13 protein-coding genes are annotated in these 18,271 nt (G+C 71.6%); 10 read left to right on the plus strand and 3 right to left on the minus strand.

The genetic code is table 11. The features are described from left to right. Positions 1–84 precede the first annotated feature (84 nt). Positions 85–972 carry a LysR family transcriptional regulator gene (locus tag ACKI2N_RS25005; RefSeq protein WP_420991482.1) on the plus strand — a complete coding sequence of 296 codons (888 nt, stop codon included), beginning with the start codon at positions 85–87 and terminating at the stop codon, positions 970–972. A gap of 39 nt (positions 973–1,011) precedes the next feature. Here ACKI2N_RS25005 and ACKI2N_RS25010 read toward each other — a convergent pair whose 3' ends face one another. Next, positions 1,012–1,923 (minus strand): LysR substrate-binding domain-containing protein, encoded by a 912-nt coding sequence (locus tag ACKI2N_RS25010; protein WP_420991483.1) that lies wholly within the window; start codon positions 1,921–1,923, stop codon positions 1,012–1,014. A gap of 192 nt (positions 1,924–2,115) precedes the next feature. Between ACKI2N_RS25010 and ACKI2N_RS25015 the strand changes: the two genes are divergently transcribed. The 3 genes from ACKI2N_RS25015 to ACKI2N_RS25025 all read left to right on the plus strand — a co-directional run bounded on the left by ACKI2N_RS25015 (position 2,116) and on the right by ACKI2N_RS25025 (position 6,978). After that, the gene (locus ACKI2N_RS25015; protein WP_426990961.1) at positions 2,116–3,732 is read left to right on the plus strand and encodes a GMC family oxidoreductase; all 1,617 of its coding nucleotides are present in this window, start codon (positions 2,116–2,118) and stop codon (positions 3,730–3,732) included. A 340-nt stretch (positions 3,733–4,072) separates the two neighbouring features. Beyond that, complete coding sequence (locus ACKI2N_RS25020; RefSeq protein WP_420991485.1) at positions 4,073–5,836, plus strand: GGDEF domain-containing protein; 1,764 nt, start codon at positions 4,073–4,075, stop codon at positions 5,834–5,836. Between the two features lie 212 nt (positions 5,837–6,048). Further along, a complete protein-coding gene (locus ACKI2N_RS25025; RefSeq protein ID WP_420991486.1) occupies positions 6,049–6,978 on the plus strand; it encodes a GntR family transcriptional regulator in 930 nt (309 codons plus the stop codon). Between the two features lie 73 nt (positions 6,979–7,051). Here ACKI2N_RS25025 and ACKI2N_RS25030 read toward each other — a convergent pair whose 3' ends face one another. Then, the gene (locus ACKI2N_RS25030) at positions 7,052–7,477 is read right to left on the minus strand and encodes an Lrp/AsnC family transcriptional regulator (RefSeq protein WP_420991487.1); all 426 of its coding nucleotides are present in this window, start codon (positions 7,475–7,477) and stop codon (positions 7,052–7,054) included. Between the two features lie 158 nt (positions 7,478–7,635). Between ACKI2N_RS25030 and ACKI2N_RS25035 the strand changes: the two genes are divergently transcribed. The 3 genes from ACKI2N_RS25035 (at position 7,636) to ACKI2N_RS25045 (ending at position 12,575) form a co-directional block, all read left to right on the plus strand. Then, positions 7,636–8,703: an ornithine cyclodeaminase gene (locus ACKI2N_RS25035; RefSeq protein WP_420991488.1), complete on the plus strand. Its 1,068-nt coding sequence runs from the start codon at positions 7,636–7,638 to the stop codon at positions 8,701–8,703. Beyond that, positions 8,703–11,357 (plus strand): aconitate hydratase AcnA, encoded by a 2,655-nt coding sequence (gene acnA, locus ACKI2N_RS25040; RefSeq protein WP_420991489.1) that lies wholly within the window; start codon positions 8,703–8,705, stop codon positions 11,355–11,357. Before ACKI2N_RS25035 ends, acnA begins: the two co-directional genes overlap by 1 nt. 99 nt (positions 11,358–11,456) lie before the next feature. Next, entirely contained in the window at positions 11,457–12,575 is a 1,119-nt protein-coding gene (locus tag ACKI2N_RS25045; protein WP_420991490.1) for a succinylglutamate desuccinylase/aspartoacylase family protein, read from the plus strand. 79 nt (positions 12,576–12,654) lie between these two features. Here the strand turns inward: ACKI2N_RS25045 and ACKI2N_RS25050 are convergent, their stop codons facing one another. Then, positions 12,655–14,115, minus strand: coding sequence for a tail fiber protein (locus tag ACKI2N_RS25050; protein WP_420991491.1), 1,461 nt, complete (start codon positions 14,113–14,115; stop codon positions 12,655–12,657). Between the two features lie 483 nt (positions 14,116–14,598). Here ACKI2N_RS25050 and ACKI2N_RS25055 point away from each other — a divergent pair, with 483 nt between their 5' ends. The 3 genes from ACKI2N_RS25055 to ACKI2N_RS25065 all read left to right on the plus strand — a co-directional run bounded on the left by ACKI2N_RS25055 (position 14,599) and on the right by ACKI2N_RS25065 (position 17,670). Beyond that, complete coding sequence (locus tag ACKI2N_RS25055; RefSeq protein ID WP_420991492.1) at positions 14,599–15,447, plus strand: alpha/beta fold hydrolase; 849 nt, start codon at positions 14,599–14,601, stop codon at positions 15,445–15,447. A 212-nt stretch (positions 15,448–15,659) separates the two neighbouring features. Continuing rightward, a complete protein-coding gene (locus tag ACKI2N_RS25060; RefSeq protein WP_420991493.1) occupies positions 15,660–16,727 on the plus strand; it encodes a maleylacetate reductase in 1,068 nt (355 codons plus the stop codon). A 67-nt stretch (positions 16,728–16,794) separates the two neighbouring features. After that, entirely contained in the window at positions 16,795–17,670 is an 876-nt protein-coding gene (locus ACKI2N_RS25065; protein ID WP_426990949.1) for an NAD(P)-dependent oxidoreductase, read from the plus strand. Positions 17,671–18,271 lie beyond the last annotated feature (601 nt).

Raw genomic sequence — 18,271 nt, forward strand, 5'->3', positions numbered from 1 at the left:
GCGCGGGCTTGCTTGCCGTGCCGCGCAACGGCGCCGGGATTTTCTTGCAACGACTTCCAACCCCCCGCCCACATGGGAACGCCCGTGGACCTACAGCACTTACGCGCCTTCGAGGCGATCGCGCGTGAGGGCAATCTCACCCGCGCGGCCGAAAGCCTGCATCTGACGCAACCGGCGGTGAGCATGCAGATCAAGAGCCTGCAGGAGTTGCTGCAGGTGACCCTGTTCGTGCGCACCGGGCGCGGGCTCATGCTCAGCCCGCAGGGCCAGGCGCTGGTGCCGGCCGCGCGCAAGATCCTGGAGGCCGTGGAGGAATTCGGCCGCGCCGCCGAGGCCATGCGCAGCGCCGCCTACGGGACGCTGGGCCTGGGCACCATCCTCAACCCCGAGGTCATCCGCCTGGGCGCCTGCCTGCAGTACCTGGTGGCGCATCATCCGAACGTGCAGCCGCGGCTGCGCCATGGCATGTCGGGCTGGGTCCTGAGCCAGGTTCGCGGCGGCGCGCTGGACGCGGCGTTCTACCTCGGCCCGCCGGGCGAGGTCGGCTCGGGCGACGACATCTGCGCGCTCAAGCTGCGCGCCATCCACTACTACGTCATCGCGCCGCGCGGCTGGGATGCGCGGGTGGCCGGCAAGAGCTGGGCCGAGGTGGCGCTGCTGCCGTGGGTCTGGACGCACGAGCATTCGACCCATCACCGCATGCTGAGCCGCAAGTTCGGCGAGCTGGGCGTGCGTCCGCTGGTGGCGGCCGAAGTGGACCTGGAGGCGTCGATGGTGGACCTGGTGGTGTCGGGCGTCGGCCTCTCGCTGGCCCGCGATTCGGTGGCGCTGCGCGTCGCCCAGTCGCACGGGCTGGTGGTGGCGCAGGCGCTCACGCTGACCGCGGATCTCTCGTTCATCGCGCTGGCCCGGCGCATGGAGGACCCGGTGGTGAGCGCGGCCTTCGCCGCCGTGCGCGCCACATATGGGTGAAGCGGCGGGCGAGGCGCCACGGAGCGCGGGCCCCGTGCGTCAATCCAGCCACACCCGGTTCAGCGCGCCCAGCGCCTCCACGATCAGGGGCTCCTGCAGCCGGGACGCCAGGCAGACGAATTGCAGCTCGCAGCCGATGCGCACCCGGTCCGCCACGGCGAGTCCCGAGGTCTGGCTTTCGCGCATGGCGGTGGCGTCGCGCACCAGGCTGAGCCCGACCCCCGATTTGATGAGATCCAGCATGGACGGCTCCTGGTCCACCAGCGCGGTGCGGCGCGGCGCCAGTCCGCGCGGGCCGAAGATGCCCGCCAGCAGGCGCGAATGCACGGATTCCGGCGGCGTCGCCAGCCAGGGCAGGGCGGCCAGGGTCTCCCAGTCGCAGCCGGCGACCTGCGGCCCCCAGCCGGCCGGGGCGACCACCCGGTATTCGAAGCGCGTCAGCGTGCGCACCATCAGGTCCGGCTGCAGCTGGTGCGTGGCTTCCCGGTCGGGGCTCAGGTAGAAGCAGGCATCGAGGCTGCCCTGTTGCAGCTGGGCCATCACGCTGCCGCTCATGCCGTGGCGCAGTTCGGTCTCGATCTGCGGCGCCGACCGGACCAGTTGCCCGAGCCAGTCGCCCAGGCGGATGAACGAGGGCTCGAGGATGGTGCCGATGCGCAGCTTGCCGCGCACCGTGCCGTGCAGCCGGCTCACGGCATTGGCGAGGTCCTGGACCGCATGCAAGGCGCGCTCTGCCTGCGGCAGCAGCGCGGCGCCGTCCGCGCTCAACACCAGGCCGTGGGCGGTGCGGTGAAACAGCGTCAGGCCCGTGATCTCCGCCATGCGCTTGAGCTGGAGGCTGACCGCCGGCTGCGAGCGGTGCATCTGTCCGGCCGCCTTGGAGACGTTGCCCTCGCGCGCCACCGCGACGAATACCCGAAGCGTCTGCAGATCCAGATTGGCCGGATTCATATTTGCTAAACCTATATCTCAGATTGCCGAAACTCAATGGATTTCGGGATATCGCGGGAGGAAACTACACGCACCGACATAACGATTTTAGCGCGGCAAATAAAGCTGCCATCCGGAGACAGCGTCGTGACCCACCGCACCGATTCCACCTTCGACTACATCGTCATCGGCGCCGGCACCGCCGGCGCGCTGATGGCCAACCGGCTCAGCGCGGACCGCGGCCGGCGCGTGCTGCTCATCGAAGCCGGCGGCAAGGACGACTATCACTGGATCCACATTCCGGTCGGCTATCTGTATTGCATCGGCAACCCGCGCACCGACTGGCTCTACCATACCGAGCCGGACGCGGGCCTCAACGGCCGGCGGCTGCGCTATCCGCGCGGCAAGACGCTGGGCGGCTGCTCGAGCATCAACGGCATGATCTACATGCGCGGGCAGTCGCGCGACTACGAGCAGTGGGCGCGGCTCACCGGCGACGACACCTGGCGCTGGGACAACGTGCTGCCGGCCTTCCGCCAGCACGAGGACCACTACCTGGGCGACACCCCGGAGGCCGACGCGGCGTTCGCCGCGTACCACGGCCACGGCGGCGAGTGGCGGGTGGAAAGGCAGCGCCTGCGCTGGGACATCCTCGACGCCTTCGCCGAAGCCGCGGCGCAGGCCGGCGTGCCGCACACCGGCGATTTCAACCGCGGCGACAACGAGGGCGTGGGCTACTTCCAGGTCAACCAGAAAGCCGGCTGGCGCTGGAACACCGCCAAGGCGTTCCTGCGGCCCGCCTGCCACGGCCGGCCCAACTTCACGCTGTGGACCGGCGCGCAGGTCGCGCGCCTGCTGGTGGAGCGGCGGCCGGACGGCAGCCTGCGCTGCACCGGCGCGCGCGTGTGGGACGGCAAGCAGATGGTCACCGCACGCGCCGCGCGCGAGGTGATCCTGTGCGCGGGCAGCATCGGCTCGCCGCAGATCCTGCAGCTCTCGGGCCTGGGGCCGGCCGCGTTGCTGCGCGAACACGGCATCGAGGTGCTGGCCGACCTGCCCGGCGTGGGCGGGAACCTGCAGGATCATCTGCAGATCCGCGCCGTGTACCGCATCGAGGGCGCGGCCACCCTCAACGTGCTGGCGTCCAGCCGGTGGGGCAAGGCGCGCATCGGCCTGCAATACCTGCTGTCGCGCAGCGGCCCCATGAGCATGGCCCCCTCGCAGCTGGGCGCCTTCACGCGCAGCTCGCCGGACCATGCCTGGCCCAATATCCAGTACCACGTCCAGCCGCTGTCGCTGGAGGCGTTCGGCGAGCCGCTGCATGCCTTCCCGGCCTTCACGGCCAGCGTCTGCAACCTGAACCCCACCAGCCGCGGCACCGTGCGCATCCGCAGCGGGGATTTCCGCCAGGCGCCGGCCATTGCGCCGAACTACCTGTCCACCGACGAGGACCGCAGGGTGGCGGCGGACTCGCTGCGCGTGACCCGCCGCATCGTCGGGCAGCCGGCGCTGGCCCGGTACCGCCCGCAGGAATACAAGCCCGGCCCGCAATACCGGACCGACGAGGATCTGGCCCGGCTGGCCGGCGACATCGCCACCACCATCTTCCATCCGGTGGGCACCGCGGCGATGGGCCACGACGACAACCCCATGGCCGTGCTGGACAGCCGGATGCGGGTGCGCGACGGCCGGGGCGGCCGCGTGGCCGGCCTGCGCGTGGTCGACGCCAGCGCGATGCCGTCGATCACCAGCGGCAACACCAACAGTCCCACCCTGATGATGGCCGAGAAGGCGGCGGGCTGGGTGCGGGCGCAGGCCGGCGGGCGCTGACCCGTGCGCCCGGCGCGCCTCGCATGGGTGCCGGGGAGGCGGGGGAGCCGGGGGCATTCCCCGTGATGGGAGGCTGAAGAGACACTTTTCTCATGCGGGAAGCATGTCCGGGGCACCGCACACCGGTGGGCGCGAGGGCGACATCCGCAACACCGCGGGGACCGCGCCCGCTAGAATGCAGTCCTTGTTCCGAGGATTTTCGACATTGCGGCCCGCCGGGCGGCAACGCCCGCATGCGGGCGCCGCGCGACCTCGACACGCCACGAAGCCCCGGACCGGCGCTGCGCGCAGCGCTTGCGCCGGCCCCGGCAGTGCCCCGCCCACGATGCTAAAGATCCCCTTGCCAGCTTCTCCGCTGGAACGCCGCTTTGCGCTGCTTGCCGCCACTCTGGGCCTCGTCTTGCTGACGCTGTCCGGCTGGCTGTTTCAATATCAGTGGTCCGCCTATGCGAATGCCGACGGTGCGGTCGCCGACCTGCGCATCTTTCGCGCGATCCTGCTCGCGATGGAGAAAGTCTCGGTCGAACGCGGCCCCAGCAACGCGGCCCTGGGCGAGGCGCTGCCGCTGCCGCAGGCGCGCGAGCAGGCGCTGCTGGCCGCGCGCGCGGAAAGTGACCGGCGCATCGCCGAGCTGCTGGTCCTGCTCGAGGCGCCGGCGTGCCGCAACTGCCTCGGCGAACGCGACACGGTGCTGCGGGCGCGCGCCGACCTCGTCATGGCGCGCGCCGACATCGACGGCCTGCTGCGCCAGCCGCACGGCCAGCGCACCGGCGAGGCGCTGCATCGCGCGGTGCAAGGCATGATCCGGGTGATGCCGCCCCTGACGGCCATCGCCGACGTCAGCGCCGCCAAGGTGGACCGCGGCGTGCCCGGCGCGCTCAGCCGCCTGCTGGCGGCCCGGCTCGCGGCCTTGCTGCGCGAGCAGGCCGGGCTGCTCGGCTCGCAGCTCACGCCGGCGCTGGGCACCAACCGGCAGCTCAACAGCACCGAGCAGTTCGCCATCGAGCGCACGCTGGGCACCATCGCGCAACTGCGCGCGCTGCTCCAGCCGCGCGTGCTGAACGACCAGGCGCTGCCGCAGGGGGCCTTCCAGGTGGTGGAGCGGCAGTACTTCGGCGCGGGCCTGGACTATTTCTCCCGCGTGCACGCGCTGGCGAGCCTGCCCGGCGAGGCGGGCGTCTCGACTGGCGAGTTCGTCCAGCACTATGTGCCCACGATGGGCTCGATCACGCGCTTTCGCGACGAGATCCTCACCCTGGTCGAGCGGCAGGTGCAGGCACAGCGCGATACCAGGCTGGCGTGGCTGGGCGGCATCGTGGCCATCCTGGCGGGGATGATCGTGTTCCTGTGCCTGGGCGTGTGGCTGTTCCGCCGGCAGGTGGTGCGGCCGTTCGCGGACGCCGCCCGCGCCATCCGCGCCATCGCGGCCGGCGATCTCGCCGTGGCGCTGTCGTCCAGGCCCTATCCCTATCGCGGCGAGATCCGCGAGCTGTTCGACGCCGTGCAGGTGTTGCGCGGCAACGCCGTCGAGCGGGCCCGGCTGGAGCAGGAGCGCCGCCAGTTGATCGCCGAGCTGTCGAGAATGGCGCAGACCGATGCGCTGACCGGGCTGTTCAACCGCGGCGCCTTCGACACCAGGCTGAAGGACGCCTGCTCCGGCGCGGGACGGCGCGCGGGCGGGCAGCTGCTCTCGCTGACCCTGTTCGACGTCGACCACTTCAAGCGCGTCAACGACAAGTACGGCCACGCCACGGGCGACCGCGCGCTGCGGCGGATCGCCGAGCTGAGCCGCGAGGTATGGCGCGAAGGCGACATCGTGGCCCGCATCGGCGGCGAGGAATTCGCGGTGCTGGCCTGCGTGCCGGCGTGCCAGGATGCGCTGGACATGGCGCAGCGCCTGCGCGAGCGCCTGGCGGCGGCGCCCCTGGTGGCCGACAGCGGCGAACGGTTCAGCATCCGGGCCAGCTTCGGCACCGCCTTCGTCATGCCGGGCGAGGCGCAGGACGCGGACGGGCTGATGAAGCGCGCCGACCGGCTGCTGTATCAGGCCAAGCAGGCCGGCCGCGACCGCATCATGGCCGAGGCGATAGCGCCGGGGCCATGACCGGCCGGCTTCATCGTCCGCGCGGCCAACGCGCGCACGCGCCTGCGCGCCTGTCCTGTGCGCCTGTGCGCCACTTTCCGGCTAAGCTTGCGGCTGGCCGTTGGCGGAGGGGGCGCCGCCACCGCGGCAAGCGCGAGGTGACCACGAGCGAGCCGGGCAGGTGGGTGGCGGTGATGTACAATTCTAAATGTATTTTGGCAATACAAAAATAAATGAATATTCCGAACGAGTCGGCGGGCCGCGCGCGCCTGGCGCTGCGGGACCGGATCGCCCAGTGGATCCGCGACGAAGCCCTGGCGGCGGGCGACCGCCTCAACGAGCAGAAGCTCGCGGAGTCGTTGGGGGTGTCGCGCACGCCGATCCGGGCGGCGCTCGACCAGCTCGAGGCGCAGGGTTTCGTGGAGCGGCGGCGCAACAAGGGCGTGGCGCTGCTGTCGGCGCCGCCCGTGGTCCAGGCCGAGGAGACCGCGCCGGCCAGCGAGGACCAGCTGCTCACGCGCATCGCCCATGACCGGCAGCGCGGCGCGCTGGCCGACGAGGTGTCCGAGCGCGACCTGATGGAGACCTACGGCGAGACGCGCGCCACCATCAAGCAGGCGCTGGTGCGGCTGGCCGACCTCGGCATCGTCGAGCGGCGGCTGGGCTACCGCTGGAAATTCCAGGATGCGATGTGGCACCGCGAGGCGCGCATCGAAGGCTATCGCTTCCGCATGGTCATCGAGCCGGCCGCCATCCTGGAGCCGACCTTCGCGCTCGCGCCCGAATGGGCCGCGCACATGCGCATCCAGCATTCGGCATTTCTCACGCAACCGTGGACCGAGGCCTCGCCGGTGGCGTTCTTCGAGACCAACGCGGCGTTCCACGAAGGGCTCGCGGTGGCTTCCGGCAACCGCTTCTTCGTCGACGCGATCCGCCGGCTCAACCGCATGCGGCGGCTTTCCAACTACGACTGGAAGCACGGCCGGGAGCGCGCGGAGGTGAGCTGCCACGAGCACCTGGGCATCCTGGTGGCGCTGGAGTCCGGCAACCGCGAGGGCGCGGCGGAACTGATGCGCCGGCACCTGGACGTGGCCAGCCGCCTGCGCCGGCCCGGCGCGAGCGAGACCCCGCCGCCGGAGGGCGCCGCGCCGGCGGGCGCCTGAGCGCGGCCGCCGCAACGGCTGGCCGCGCTTTACGCCAGATCGACGCCAGATCGACGCCAGATTCACGCCAGATTCACGACACCTTGTAGCTGGTCAGGTGGATGCTGGTCTCGGTGGCGCTGATACCGCGGATCAGCCGCACGCGCTCGAGCACGGAGGCCAGCCCGTCGAGCGTGGCGGCGCGCACTTCGGCCAGCAGGTCCCAGCGCCCGTTGGTGTCGTGCAGGGCGACCACGCCGGGCTCGCCCAGCAGGCGGGCGATCACCTCCCTGGCCTGGTTGCCATCCACGGCGATACTCATCCACGCGGCAATCGTGTCGCGCTGCGCGGCCGGACGCACCTGCACCGTATAGCCGACGATCACCCCCGCTTTTTCCAGGCGCGCCATCCGGTTGGTGATGGTGGTGCGCGCCACGCCGAGCCGGTGCGCCAGCAGGGCGACGCTCGCCCTGGCATCGGCGCGCAGCAGTCCCAGCAACTTGTGGTCGAAGTCATCCATGTGTCGAAATGAAAGTCATTGTGCTCGGTTTGACGTGATGATAGTATTTTGTGAGCACAATAACCACTTCATTTTGGGTGAAACGGCGGTGAGAATGGTCTGCACCGATTTGCAGCGTTTGCCTTGCAGCTTTCCAGATCCAATCACCGGAGTCACAGATGACGCAGTTTCTTTCCACCCAGCATGTGTCCCGCATCATCGCCACGCGCGGCATCGCGCATGCCTTGCGCGGCATGGCCGGGTACATCGAGGAGGATTTCCGCCGCTGGCAGGAATTCGACAAGTCGGCCCGCTCGGCCAGCCACTCGCCGACCGGCGTGATCGAGCTGATGCCCACGGCCGACGCCAGCCTTTACAGCTTCAAGTACGTCAACGGCCATCCGGGCAACACGCGCATCGGCCTGCCCACCGTGATGGCCTTCGGCGTGCTGGCCGAGGTCGCCACCGGCATGCCGCTGCTGCTCAGCGAGCTGACGCTGACCACGGCGCTGCGCACGGCAGCCACCTCGGTGGTGGCGGCGCGCCTGCTGGCGCGGGCCGATGCCACCACCATGGCGCTGGTCGGCAACGGCGCGCAGAGCGAATTCCAGGCGCTGGCGTTCTATCACCTGCTGGGCATCCGCCGCATCCAGGCCTACGACGTGGATGCCGCCGCCACCGCCAAGCTGCGCCGCAACCTGGCCGACGTGCCGGGGCTCGAATTCCGCGTGTGCGCGAGCACGGCCGAAGCCGTGCGCGGCGCCGACATCGTCACCACGGTCACCGCCGACAAGGCCTACGCGACCATCGTCACGCCGGAGATGCTCGAGCCCGGCATGCACCTGAATGCCGTGGGCGGCGACTGCCCCGGCAAGACCGAGCTGCACCCGGACGTGCTGCGCCGCGCCGGCGTGTTCGTCGAATACGAGCCGCAAAGCCGCATCGAGGGCGACGTGCAGCAGATGCCCGCGGACTTCGCGGTGACCGAGCTGTGGCGCGTGCTCAAGGGCCAGGCGCCGGGCCGCCGCGATGCCGGGGAGATCACGGTGTTCGACTCGGTCGGGTTCGCGCTGGAGGACTTCTCCGCGCTGCGCTACCTGCGCGACCAGGCCGCGGCCCTCCAGGTCGGCGAGCGCGTCGCGCTGATCCCGGCGCTGGACGATCCGAAGAACCTGTTCGCGCAGTTGTCGCTGGCGGCGCCGCCGGCGCCGGCGCCCGCGGCCGAGCTTGCCCACCCGCTGCCCTGATGACGCCCTGCCGTCCCCTTGCCGGCCAGTCCAGCGCCGGCGGCCTGGCCTACCGCTACGTCGACCTGCCGGCGATGCTGGGCGAGCGCCTGCCGCGCCTGCCGGTGGTGCTGCGCCTGCTGCTGGAGAACGTCGCCCGCAACATGGAGGGCGCCGAGCGCGATGCCGCCATCGCCGCCATCGTGGCATGGCCGGACCATGGCACCAGCGAGGCCGAGATCGCGTTCCAGCCGGGCCGCGTGCTCATGCACGACACCACCAGCACGCCGGCGCTGGTCGACATCGCCGCCATGCGCGATGCGCTGGCCGAGGCCGGCGTCGATCCCGCCGTGCTCAACCCCGGGCTGCCGGTGGACGTGTCGGTGGACCACTCGCTGGCCGTGGAAGCGTTCGCCCGGCCCGACGCCGCGGCCGTCAACCTGGAGATAGAAGCCCGGCGCAACGCGGAGCGCTACAGCTTCCTGCGCTGGGCGTCGAAGGCGCTGCGCGGCGTGCGGATCCACCCGCCCGGCACCGGCATCATGCATACGATCAACCTCGAGCAGCTGGCCACGGTGGTGACCACGGTGCAGCGCGACGGCCAGACCTGGGCCGTGCCCGACACGCTGATCGGCACCGACAGCCACACGCCGATGATCAACGGCATCGGCGTGCTCGGCTGGGGCGTGGGCGGGCTGGAGGCGCAGACCGTGATGTTCGGCATGCCGGTGATGCAGCGCCTGCCCGACGTGATCGGCGTGCGGCTCAGCGGCGCGCTGCCGCCCTGGGCGCTGGCGACCGATCTCGCGCTGACGGTGACGCAGCGCCTGCGCGCGATCGGCGTGGCGGGCGAGTTCGTCGAATTCTTCGGCCCCGGCGTGGCGACGCTGAGCGCGCCAGAGCGCGCGGTGGTGGCCAACATGGCGCCCGAGTACGGGGCCACCACTGGCTTCTTTCCCATCGACGCGCGCACGCTGGACTACCTGCGCGCCACCGGCCGCAGCGAAGCCAGCGTGGCACTGGCCGGCGACCATGCCAGGCGGGCCGGCCTGTGGTTCGAGCCGGACGCCGCGCCGCGCTACACGCGCGTGCTCGACATCGACCTGTCGGCCGTGCGCATGCACGTGGCCGGCCCGCGGCGGCCGCAGGACCTGCTGTCCTATACGGAGACCGCCCGCGCGCTTGCCCCGTTTGCCCCGGACCAGGCAGGGCAGGCGGGGCAGGCGGGGCAGGGGCGTGGCCTGCCCCGCCACCCGGTGGCCATCGCGGCCATCACGAGCTGCACCAATACCTCGGACCCGGCCTTGCTGATCGCGGCGGGCCTGGTGGCCCGCAAGGCGCGCGCGCTCGGGTTGTCGGCGGCGCCGTGGGTCAAGACTTCGCTCGCGCCGGGCTCGCCGGCGGCGGCCGTCTACCTGGAGCGCAGCGGCCTGCTGGGCGATCTGTCGGCGCTCGGCTTCGATATCGTCGGCTTCGGCTGCACGACCTGCATCGGCAACTCGGGGCCGCTGACCGCGCCGATCCGCGAGGCCATCGCGCAGCGGGCGGCGCGCCCGGTGGCCATGCTGTCCGGCAACCGCAATTTCCCGGGGCGCGTGCATCCGGACCTCGACCTCGGCTTCATCATGTCGCCGCCGCTGGTGGTGGCTTTCGCGCTGGCCGGCGACGCGGCGCGCGACCTGGGCCAGGACCCCGTGCAAACCGCGCCGGACGGCATGCCCGTGTACCTGAAGGACCTGTGGCCCACGCGCGAGGAGGTGGCGGCCTTGCTGGCCGCCGGCACGCAAGCCGCCGACTACCGGCAGGCGTTCGCCGAGGCGTCGCGCAACCCGGTGTGGGCCGCGCTGCCGTCGCCCGGGGCGCCGCGCTATCCGTGGGACGCGTGTTCGACGGCGCTGCGCCGGCCGCCGTTCGCCGCGGCGGACCAGGGCACGCAGCTGGGCGAGTACACCGCCCATGCGCTGCTGGTGCTGGGCGACGACGTGACCACCGACCACATCTCGCCGGCCAGCGCGATCCCGAAGGACTGCCATGTCGCCGACTTCCTGGTCAGCCGCGGCGACGACCGCGACGACCTGAACGTGTTCGCGTCGCGGCGCGGCAACTGGGAAGTGATGGTGCGCGCGGCGTTCTACAACAAGACGCTGGTCAACCTGCTCAAGCCCGATGCGCCGGCCGCGCATACCGTGCACGCGCCGAGCGGCGCCGTGCTGCCGGTCTTCGAAGCGGCCCGGCGCTACGCCGAGGATGGCGACGCGGTGGTGCTGGTGGCCGGCGAACGCTACGGCACCGGGTCTTCGCGCGACTGGGCGGCCAAGGGCCAGCGCCTGCTGGGCATCCGCGCCGTGATCGCGGCCAGCTTCGAGCGCATCCACCGCTCCAACCTGATCGGCATGGGCATCCTGCCGCTGCGCCTGCCGGCCGGCGCGCATCCGCGGACGCTGGCCATCCGGCCCGGCGACCGGATCCATGTCAGCGCGGCGCCGGACCGGCTCGCGCCGCGCTGCGCGGTGGCCGTGCGCATCGTGCGCGGCGACGGCACGGTGGAAACCTTCGACGCCACGGCCGCCGTGGAAACCCGGCTGGAGGTCGAGCTGCTGCGGCGCGGCGGCGTGATTCCGGCGATCCTGCAGAAGACGCTGGCAGAACAGGGCGCCACCGCTGCCGCCCCGTGACCGGCCAGGCGACAACCGAGCACCGATCGAGCACCAATCGAGCAATCAACCGAGCATCAACCGGGCGCCCGCCGGGCGCCGACCAAGCGAAGCCCCACCATGAAAAGCCAGATCCATCCCCTGATTGCCCCGGCGCCGGGCCTAGCCCTGCAACTCACCAGCCACCATTTCGGCGACGCCGGCGCCGCGCGCAAGATCTACCTGCAGGCCGGCCTGCATGCCGACGAGATCCCCGCCATGCTGGTGGCCGTCACGCTCAAGGCGCGCCTGCAGGAACTGGAAGCGCAGGGCCGCCTGCGCGCGCAGGTGGTGCTGGTCAGCGCCGCCAACCCGATCGGCCTGGGGCAGGCCGTGCTGGGCGGCTTCATCGGCCGCTTCGAGCTGTCCAGCGGCAACAACTTCAACCGCGGCTTCCCGATGCTGTTCAAGCCGATCGCCGCGGCGGTGGAAGGCAAGCTCACGCAGGACGGCGCGCACAACCTGCGCGTCATCCGCGCGGCCTGGCGCGAGGCGCTGCTGGCGCAGCCGCCGGTCAACGCTTTCCAGTCGCTGCAGCACGCGCTGATGCTGCTGGCGCACGATGCCGAAGTGGTGCTCGACCTGCACTGCTCGCGCGAGGCGGCCATGCACGTCTACACGGGCGACGCGATCTGGCCCGAGGTCGAGCCGCTGGCGCGCTATCTCGGCGCCACCGCCAGCCTGCTGGCGCTCGATTCCGGCGCGCACTCGTTCGACGAAGCGCACAGCTATACGTGGTGGCAGTTGCAGCAGGAATTCGGCGCGCGCTTCCCGATCCCGCACGGCAGCATCGCCGTGACGGTGGAGCACCGCGGCCAGCGCGACGTGACCGACGCGCTGGCGCGGCAGGACGCGCAGGCGCTGCTCGACTACCTGACCCACATCGGCGCCATCGCCGGCGAAGCGCCGCCGCTGCCGCCGCTGCCGCAGCCGGCCACGCCGCTGGCCGGCAGCGAGCAGCTGGTGGCGCCCGCGGCGGGCCTGCTGGTGTATCGCGCGCAGGTGGGAGAGCGGGTGACGGCGGGGCAGCCGCTGTTCGACATCGTCGACCCGGTGGAAGGCATGCGCGCCACCACCGTCAGCCATACCGACGGCGTGTTCTACATGGGGCGCGAGGTGCGCTACGTGAAGCCGGGCGACCAGATCGGCCGCGTCTCGGGCGCGCGGGCGTTCCGCACGGGGAAGCTGCTGAGTCCGTGAGTTTCCTGGCGCGTCGACCAGGCAAGCCGGCGCGGGCGGATGGCCTCGGGTCAGGCCATCCGCCCGTCGTGGCGAACTATCAGTTGGGGCGGCTCGGGTAGAGGCCGTTGACGCAGATCATGTAGGTCAGGCCGTTGGGCGTGACGGACGTCAGGTTCGGCAGCGCAAACGTGGTGACGCCGTCGCCGCCGAAGTTGGTGCCCAGCAAAGTGAATAGCGCCTGATACGCGTTGATCGGCAGCAGGCGGCCGTTGGCGACCATGCCCGGGCCGACCGTGGCGGCGGTCAGCCAGACGGTCCCGATCGTGCAATCCTCGCCGCTCGATCCCTCGGCGGCATTGCCCGGGGTGCCCAGGCCAGGCACGCTGCCCGTGGCGCCGGTCGCACCGGTGGCCCCGGTCGCGCCCGTGGCTCCCTTGGGACCGGTCGCACCCGTCGCGCCCGTGGCCCCGTTCGCGCCGGTGGCACCCGTGGCCCCGGTGGGTCCGGTCGCGCCGGTGGTCCCGGTGGCCCCCGTCGCTCCTGCGTCGCCCGGGGCGCCCGTCGCGCCGGTAGCGCCGTTGTTACCCTGGGGGCCGGTAGGGCCCGTCGCGCCGGTGATGCCGGTGGCGCCCGTGGCGCCCGTGGCGCCAGTCGCGCCAGTCGCGCCGGTTGCCCCGGCAGGTCCGGTGGCGCCCGCCGCGCCCGTGGCTCCCGTCGCCCCCGTGGCCCCCGTGGCGCCGTCATTGCCGTTGGCGCCGGTCGCGCCCGTCGCACCCACCGGGCCCGTGCTGCCTTGCGGGCCGGTCGCGCCGGTGGCGCCCGGAACACCGGGCGCGCCCGGGGCGCCGTCTGCGCCAGTGGCGCCCGCCGCCCCCGTGGCGCCGGTCGGGCCCTGCGGCCCGGGCGCGCCCACGTCGCCCTTGGCGAGATCCTGCGCCACCGTGGTCAGCGTGGCGTTGGTGGCCCTCAGGCGCACGATCAGCGCTTCGAGCTTGTCGTCGTAGGCGTCGCCGGCCTGGGGCTGGAACACCTGGTTCATCAGGTTGAGCGTGTCCACCGTGACGCCGAGGTTGGCCAGCCGCTGCCTGGTCAGCGTCAGCGCGGTCGGCAGGCGGTTGATGGCGGCGTTGCCGGCGGTCGCGGAGAAGGTGTTGAAGAACGCTTCGGTGTCCGGATTCTCGGTAGCGCTGGCCACCACCAGTTCGGTGATGGGGGTGATGTTGGTGGTGCCCGGGCCGGTGATCAGGGTGTGCAGCACGCCGCTCGGGCCGGTCACGCGGGCCGCGCAGGGCAGCGCCAGCCCTGCCGCGGAGACGCTCCACGCGCCGGTGGCGGAGGTGGTGGCGGAGGCCGCGCCGGCCACGCACTTGATGTCGATCACGGCGTTGGCGATGGGCGCGCCGGTGGCGGCCACGCCCGAGATGGTGGCCGGCGGCGGCGCGGTGCCGGCGGAGGCGCCGGCGGACTGGACGCCGTCGTCGCCGCCGCCGCCGCACGCGCTCAGCACCGAGGCGGCGATGACCGACAGATAGATCGAACGTGTCTTGGCTTGCTTCATGATGTTCCCCTGGTTTCCCGATTGGCTGCGCGCCCCGCCGCCGAAGGGCCGGGCGTCTGTGTTTGCCGTTGTGTTTTCTGGCGCGCCCGATGGCGCAGTGACCCTGCTGGGCCGGCAGTCCCGGACGGGACTGCCGGCCCGGAGGCCGCCCGGCTGCGCGGGCGCAGAGGCGAGGAGGCGGCGTTCCGGGGCGGTATTCTATCGGCGCGGCCGGCTGCCATGAGGAAATTGCGCCACATGGCCGCGGCGCCATGGACCGCGCGCGCCGGGAACCGTTGCGCCGCCCCGCTTGCGGGAATCCAATCCCCTCTTCGGTTGGGTGTTGGTCCTGCGCCATCGGCACGGCGCCGGGGCGCGTTCGCGGCAGGCGCGCGGCATGGCGGCACATGGCGCTACACTGCCGCCTGGCTCGCCGCCGGCCCGCGCCGGCGGATATTCACCGTTCGTCCATCGTTCGTCCACCGCTTTTTCCGCAGGCTCGCCATGCAAGGCACGATTCCCCATCTTTCCCTTCCCTGCGCCGCGGCCGCCGTCGCGGCGCTCGAGCGCCAGGCCCGGCGCGTCGTCACCGAGGCCGGCGGCTGCCGCATCGTGTGGCGCGGTTTCGGCCAGGGCCGCCCGCTGGTGCTGCTGCACGGCGGCCACGGCAGCTGGCTGCACTGGGTGCGCAATGTCGAAGCGCTGGCCGCGCGGCGCACCGTGTGGGCGCCGGACATGCCGGGCTTCGGCGAATCCGGCGACATTCCCGGCGAGCTGGCGGCGCTCGTCGCCGCGCTGGGCGCGGCGGCCGTTCAATTGCCGGGCTGCGCGGACGGCTTCGACCTCGCCGGCTTCTCGTTCGGCGGACTGGTGGCGGCGAACGTGGCCGCCTCGCTCGGCGGCGTGGGCCGCCTGGCGCTGTTCGGCCCGGGCGGGCACGGCGGCGTGCGCCGCCAGCAGCAGGCGCTGGTGGACTGGCGCCGCGCGCCCGACGACGCGGCGCTGGCGCAGGCCATGCGCCACAACCTCGCGGCCTTCATGATTGCCGACCCCGAGCGGATCGACGCCATGGCCCTGCACGCGCATACCGTGTCGTGCCGGCACACGCGCTTTCGCAGCAAGCCGATCTCGCGCGCGGGCGGCCTGCGCGAAGCGCTCGACGCCTTCGGCGGCGAAGTGCTGCTGGCCTGGGGCGAGCATGACGTGACGGCCGACCCGGTGGCGGCGGGGCAGGCCATGGCGCAGGGCAGCGCGCGGCGGCAGGTGCGCATCGTGCCCGGCGCCGGGCACTGGGTCCAGTACGAGGCGCACGCGGAGGTCAACGCGCTGCTGGACGGCTGGCTGGCGCCGTAGCGCGCAACTGGCCGAGGGCGCCGTCGGCCCGGCGATTCTTCCGCCCACATCAAGAGTGTTTTCCCGTTCCGGCATTTCTTTCCGCGCAGCGGAAGGCTAACGTGCAGGCAGGCGTTGCATGGCGCGAGCCATGCCGCCGGCGTGGCCCGGCAGGCACGCCCCAATACAACCGGGCGGGCGCGGCCCCGACCCAGCGCAGGGAGACGACACGCATGCAGACATCCTTTGTCTATACGGGCCTGCCCGCCCGCGTCCTGTTCGGCGCCGGCAAGCTCGGCCAGCTTGGCGCGGAGATCGAGCGGCTGGGCGCCCGGCGCGCGCTGGTGCTGTGCACGCCCAACCAGGTGGCGCAAGCCACGCGGGTGGCGGAGCAACTGGGGCCGCTGTCCGCGGGCGTCTACGACGGCGCGGTCATGCACGTGCCGCTGGAATCGGCGCGCGCGGCCATCGCGCATGCGCAGGCGGTGGGCGCCGATTGCATGGTGGCGCTCGGCGGCGGCTCCACCACCGGCCTGGGCAAGGCGGTGGCGCTGACCGCCGGCTTGCCCATCGTGGCCATTCCCACCACCTACGCCGGCTCCGAGATGACGCCGATCTACGGCATCACCGACGCCGGCCTGAAGAAGACCGGGCGCGACGCGCGCGTGCTGCCGCGCACCGTGATCTACGACCCCGCGCTCACGCTCGGCCTGCCGCTGGCGCTGAGCGTGACCAGCGGCCTGAACGCCATCGCCCACGCCGCCGAAGGGCTGTATGCCGAGGATGCCAACCCCGTGACCTCGCTGATGGCGGAAGAGGGCATTCGCGCGCTGGCCAGCGGCATCCCGCGCGTCTTCGCGGCACCCGAAGACCTCGGCGCGCGCGCCGATTGCCTCTATGGCGCGTGGCTGTGCGGCACGGTGCTCGGCAGCGTGGGCGTGGCGCTGCACCACAAGCTGTGCCACACGCTGGGCGGCAGCTTCAACCTGCCGCACGCCGAGACCCACACCGTGGTGCTGCCGCACGCGCTGGCCTACAACGCCGGCGCCGCGCCCGAGGCCATGGCGCGCATCCTGCGCGCCACCGGCGGCGGCGCCACGTCGGCGGCGCGCGCGCTGTACGACCTCGGCGCGCGCCACGGCGCGCCCACCGCGCTGCGCGACCTCGGCATGCGCGCGGAAGACCTCGACCGCGCCGCCGACATCGCGCTGGCCAATCCGTACTGGAACCCGCGCCCGATCGAGCGCGCGCCGATCCGCGAACTGCTGCAGGCGGCCTTCGAAGGCGCGCGCCCCGACTGAAGCACCGCAGCACCGGATTCACCGCCGGACACAAGACCGGACACAAGACCACACACAGGAGACAGCAATGCAGATCGGCTTTATCGGAACCGGAAAAATGGGTTTGCCCATGGCGCGCCACCTGGCCGCGGCCGGGCATGAGGTCACGGGCTTCGACCTGGCCCCGGCGGTGCTCGACGCCGCCCGCCAGGCCGGGCTGAAGACGGCGGATTCGATGGCGGAGGCGAGCCGCGGCAAGGACGTCGTATTCAGCTCGCTGCCGCACGACGCCGCGTTCGAGGCGGTGGGCGGGCAAGTGGCCGAACTGGCCGCGCCGGGCACGCTCTACATCGACACCAGCACCGTATCGCCGCAGGCGTCCGCGCGCGTGGCGGCGGCGCTGGCGCAGCGCGGCGTGCGCTACCTGCGCGTGACGGTCTCGGGCAACAACAAGATGGCCGAAGCCGCGCAACTCACGGCGCTGGTGTCCGGCCCCGCCGACGCCTACGAACAGGCCAAACCACTGCTCGCCGCGCTCGGCCCCGTGCAGTTCTACCTCGGCGACGCCGAGCAGGCGCGCCTGATGAAGCTGGTGGTCAACCTGATGATCGGCCTGACCTCCGGCATGCTGGCCGAGGCGCTGACGCTGGGCGCCAAGGGCGGCCTCAAGTGGCAGGACATGTGGTCGGTCATCACCGCCAGCGCGGTGGCCGCGCCCATCGTCAAGGCCAAGTCGGTGCAACTGGTGGAGCACGACTACACGCCCACCTTCACGGTGGACCAGATGCTCAAGGACGTGGGGCTGATTCTCGACGCGGGGGCAGACCTGCGGGTGCCGTTGTCGCTGACCGCACTGCTCGGCCAGATGCTGCAGGGCGCCGCGGCGCAGGGAATGGCCGGCGATGATTACGCGGCGGTGATCAAGGCGGCGCGGGTGGGGGCGGGGTTAAGGGGTTTGGAGTAAGAGTTTTAAAGACGGTGGCTTTGATATCTTAAATTCAAATTCAAAGTCAACTTCAAAGTCAAAGGCTTTCGCTCCCCCGGAGCGACCTACTTTCTTTTTTCCGAAAAGAAAGTAGGCAAAGAAAGCGGACTGCCTGGCCGGCAGGGGCAGAAACATTGGAATTGCTGATTGTTGGTGGTTTCGTGGTGGGGCCTGTGGTTCTGCTGGCATCCTGCCGTTACCGGTTTTAATGGCCGCTATTCTGCAAGCGGTGCTGGATTCGTGGTGGCGCTGCATGATGGCGATAGTCCAGGTGGTTCAGGCTGCTGCCGCGACCGGAGCGAATGCCACGCCATAGGCACGGCACTGGTTTCGTGGTGGGCGCGGTGGCACCAGTTTGAAACGTAGCCGCATACACCCGCGCCCCGGTCCACCACGCCCACCACGAAACCATGAGGGTGCTACGTCGTGGCCACCAAAACCGGTAACGGCAGATACCCGAACCAGCAGTGCGCCCGCCATCATAGGTCTGACCCCGAAACCCATACCGCTAGCCAGATAGTGGCGAGCCGAACCGGTACCGGCAGGATGCCAGCAGAACCGCAGTCCCCACCACGAAACC

It is taken from the genome of Cupriavidus sp. 30B13 (assembly GCF_049059565.2).
Classification (GTDB): domain Bacteria; phylum Pseudomonadota; class Gammaproteobacteria; order Burkholderiales; family Burkholderiaceae; genus Cupriavidus.

Excerpts from the sequence above, each read along its gene's own strand:
- ACKI2N_RS25025 (WP_420991486.1), top strand. The coding sequence starts at position 6,049 with ATGAATATTCCGAACGAGTCGGCGGGCCGCGCGCGCCTGGCGCTGCGG.
- ACKI2N_RS25045 (WP_420991490.1), top strand. The coding sequence starts at position 11,457 with ATGAAAAGCCAGATCCATCCCCTGATTGCCCCGGCGCCGGGCCTAGCC.
- ACKI2N_RS25035 (WP_420991488.1), top strand. The coding sequence starts at position 7,636 with ATGACGCAGTTTCTTTCCACCCAGCATGTGTCCCGCATCATCGCCACG.
- ACKI2N_RS25010 (WP_420991483.1), bottom strand. The coding sequence starts at position 1,923 with ATGAATCCGGCCAATCTGGATCTGCAGACGCTTCGGGTATTCGTCGCG.
- ACKI2N_RS25060 (WP_420991493.1), top strand. The coding sequence starts at position 15,660 with ATGCAGACATCCTTTGTCTATACGGGCCTGCCCGCCCGCGTCCTGTTC.
- ACKI2N_RS25055 (WP_420991492.1), top strand. The coding sequence starts at position 14,599 with ATGCAAGGCACGATTCCCCATCTTTCCCTTCCCTGCGCCGCGGCCGCC.
- ACKI2N_RS25030 (WP_420991487.1), bottom strand. The coding sequence starts at position 7,477 with ATGGATGACTTCGACCACAAGTTGCTGGGACTGCTGCGCGCCGATGCC.
- acnA (WP_420991489.1), top strand. The coding sequence starts at position 8,703 with ATGACGCCCTGCCGTCCCCTTGCCGGCCAGTCCAGCGCCGGCGGCCTG.
- ACKI2N_RS25015 (WP_426990961.1), top strand. The coding sequence starts at position 2,116 with ATGGCCAACCGGCTCAGCGCGGACCGCGGCCGGCGCGTGCTGCTCATC.
- ACKI2N_RS25065 (WP_426990949.1), top strand. The coding sequence starts at position 16,795 with ATGCAGATCGGCTTTATCGGAACCGGAAAAATGGGTTTGCCCATGGCG.
- ACKI2N_RS25050 (WP_420991491.1), bottom strand. The coding sequence starts at position 14,115 with ATGAAGCAAGCCAAGACACGTTCGATCTATCTGTCGGTCATCGCCGCC.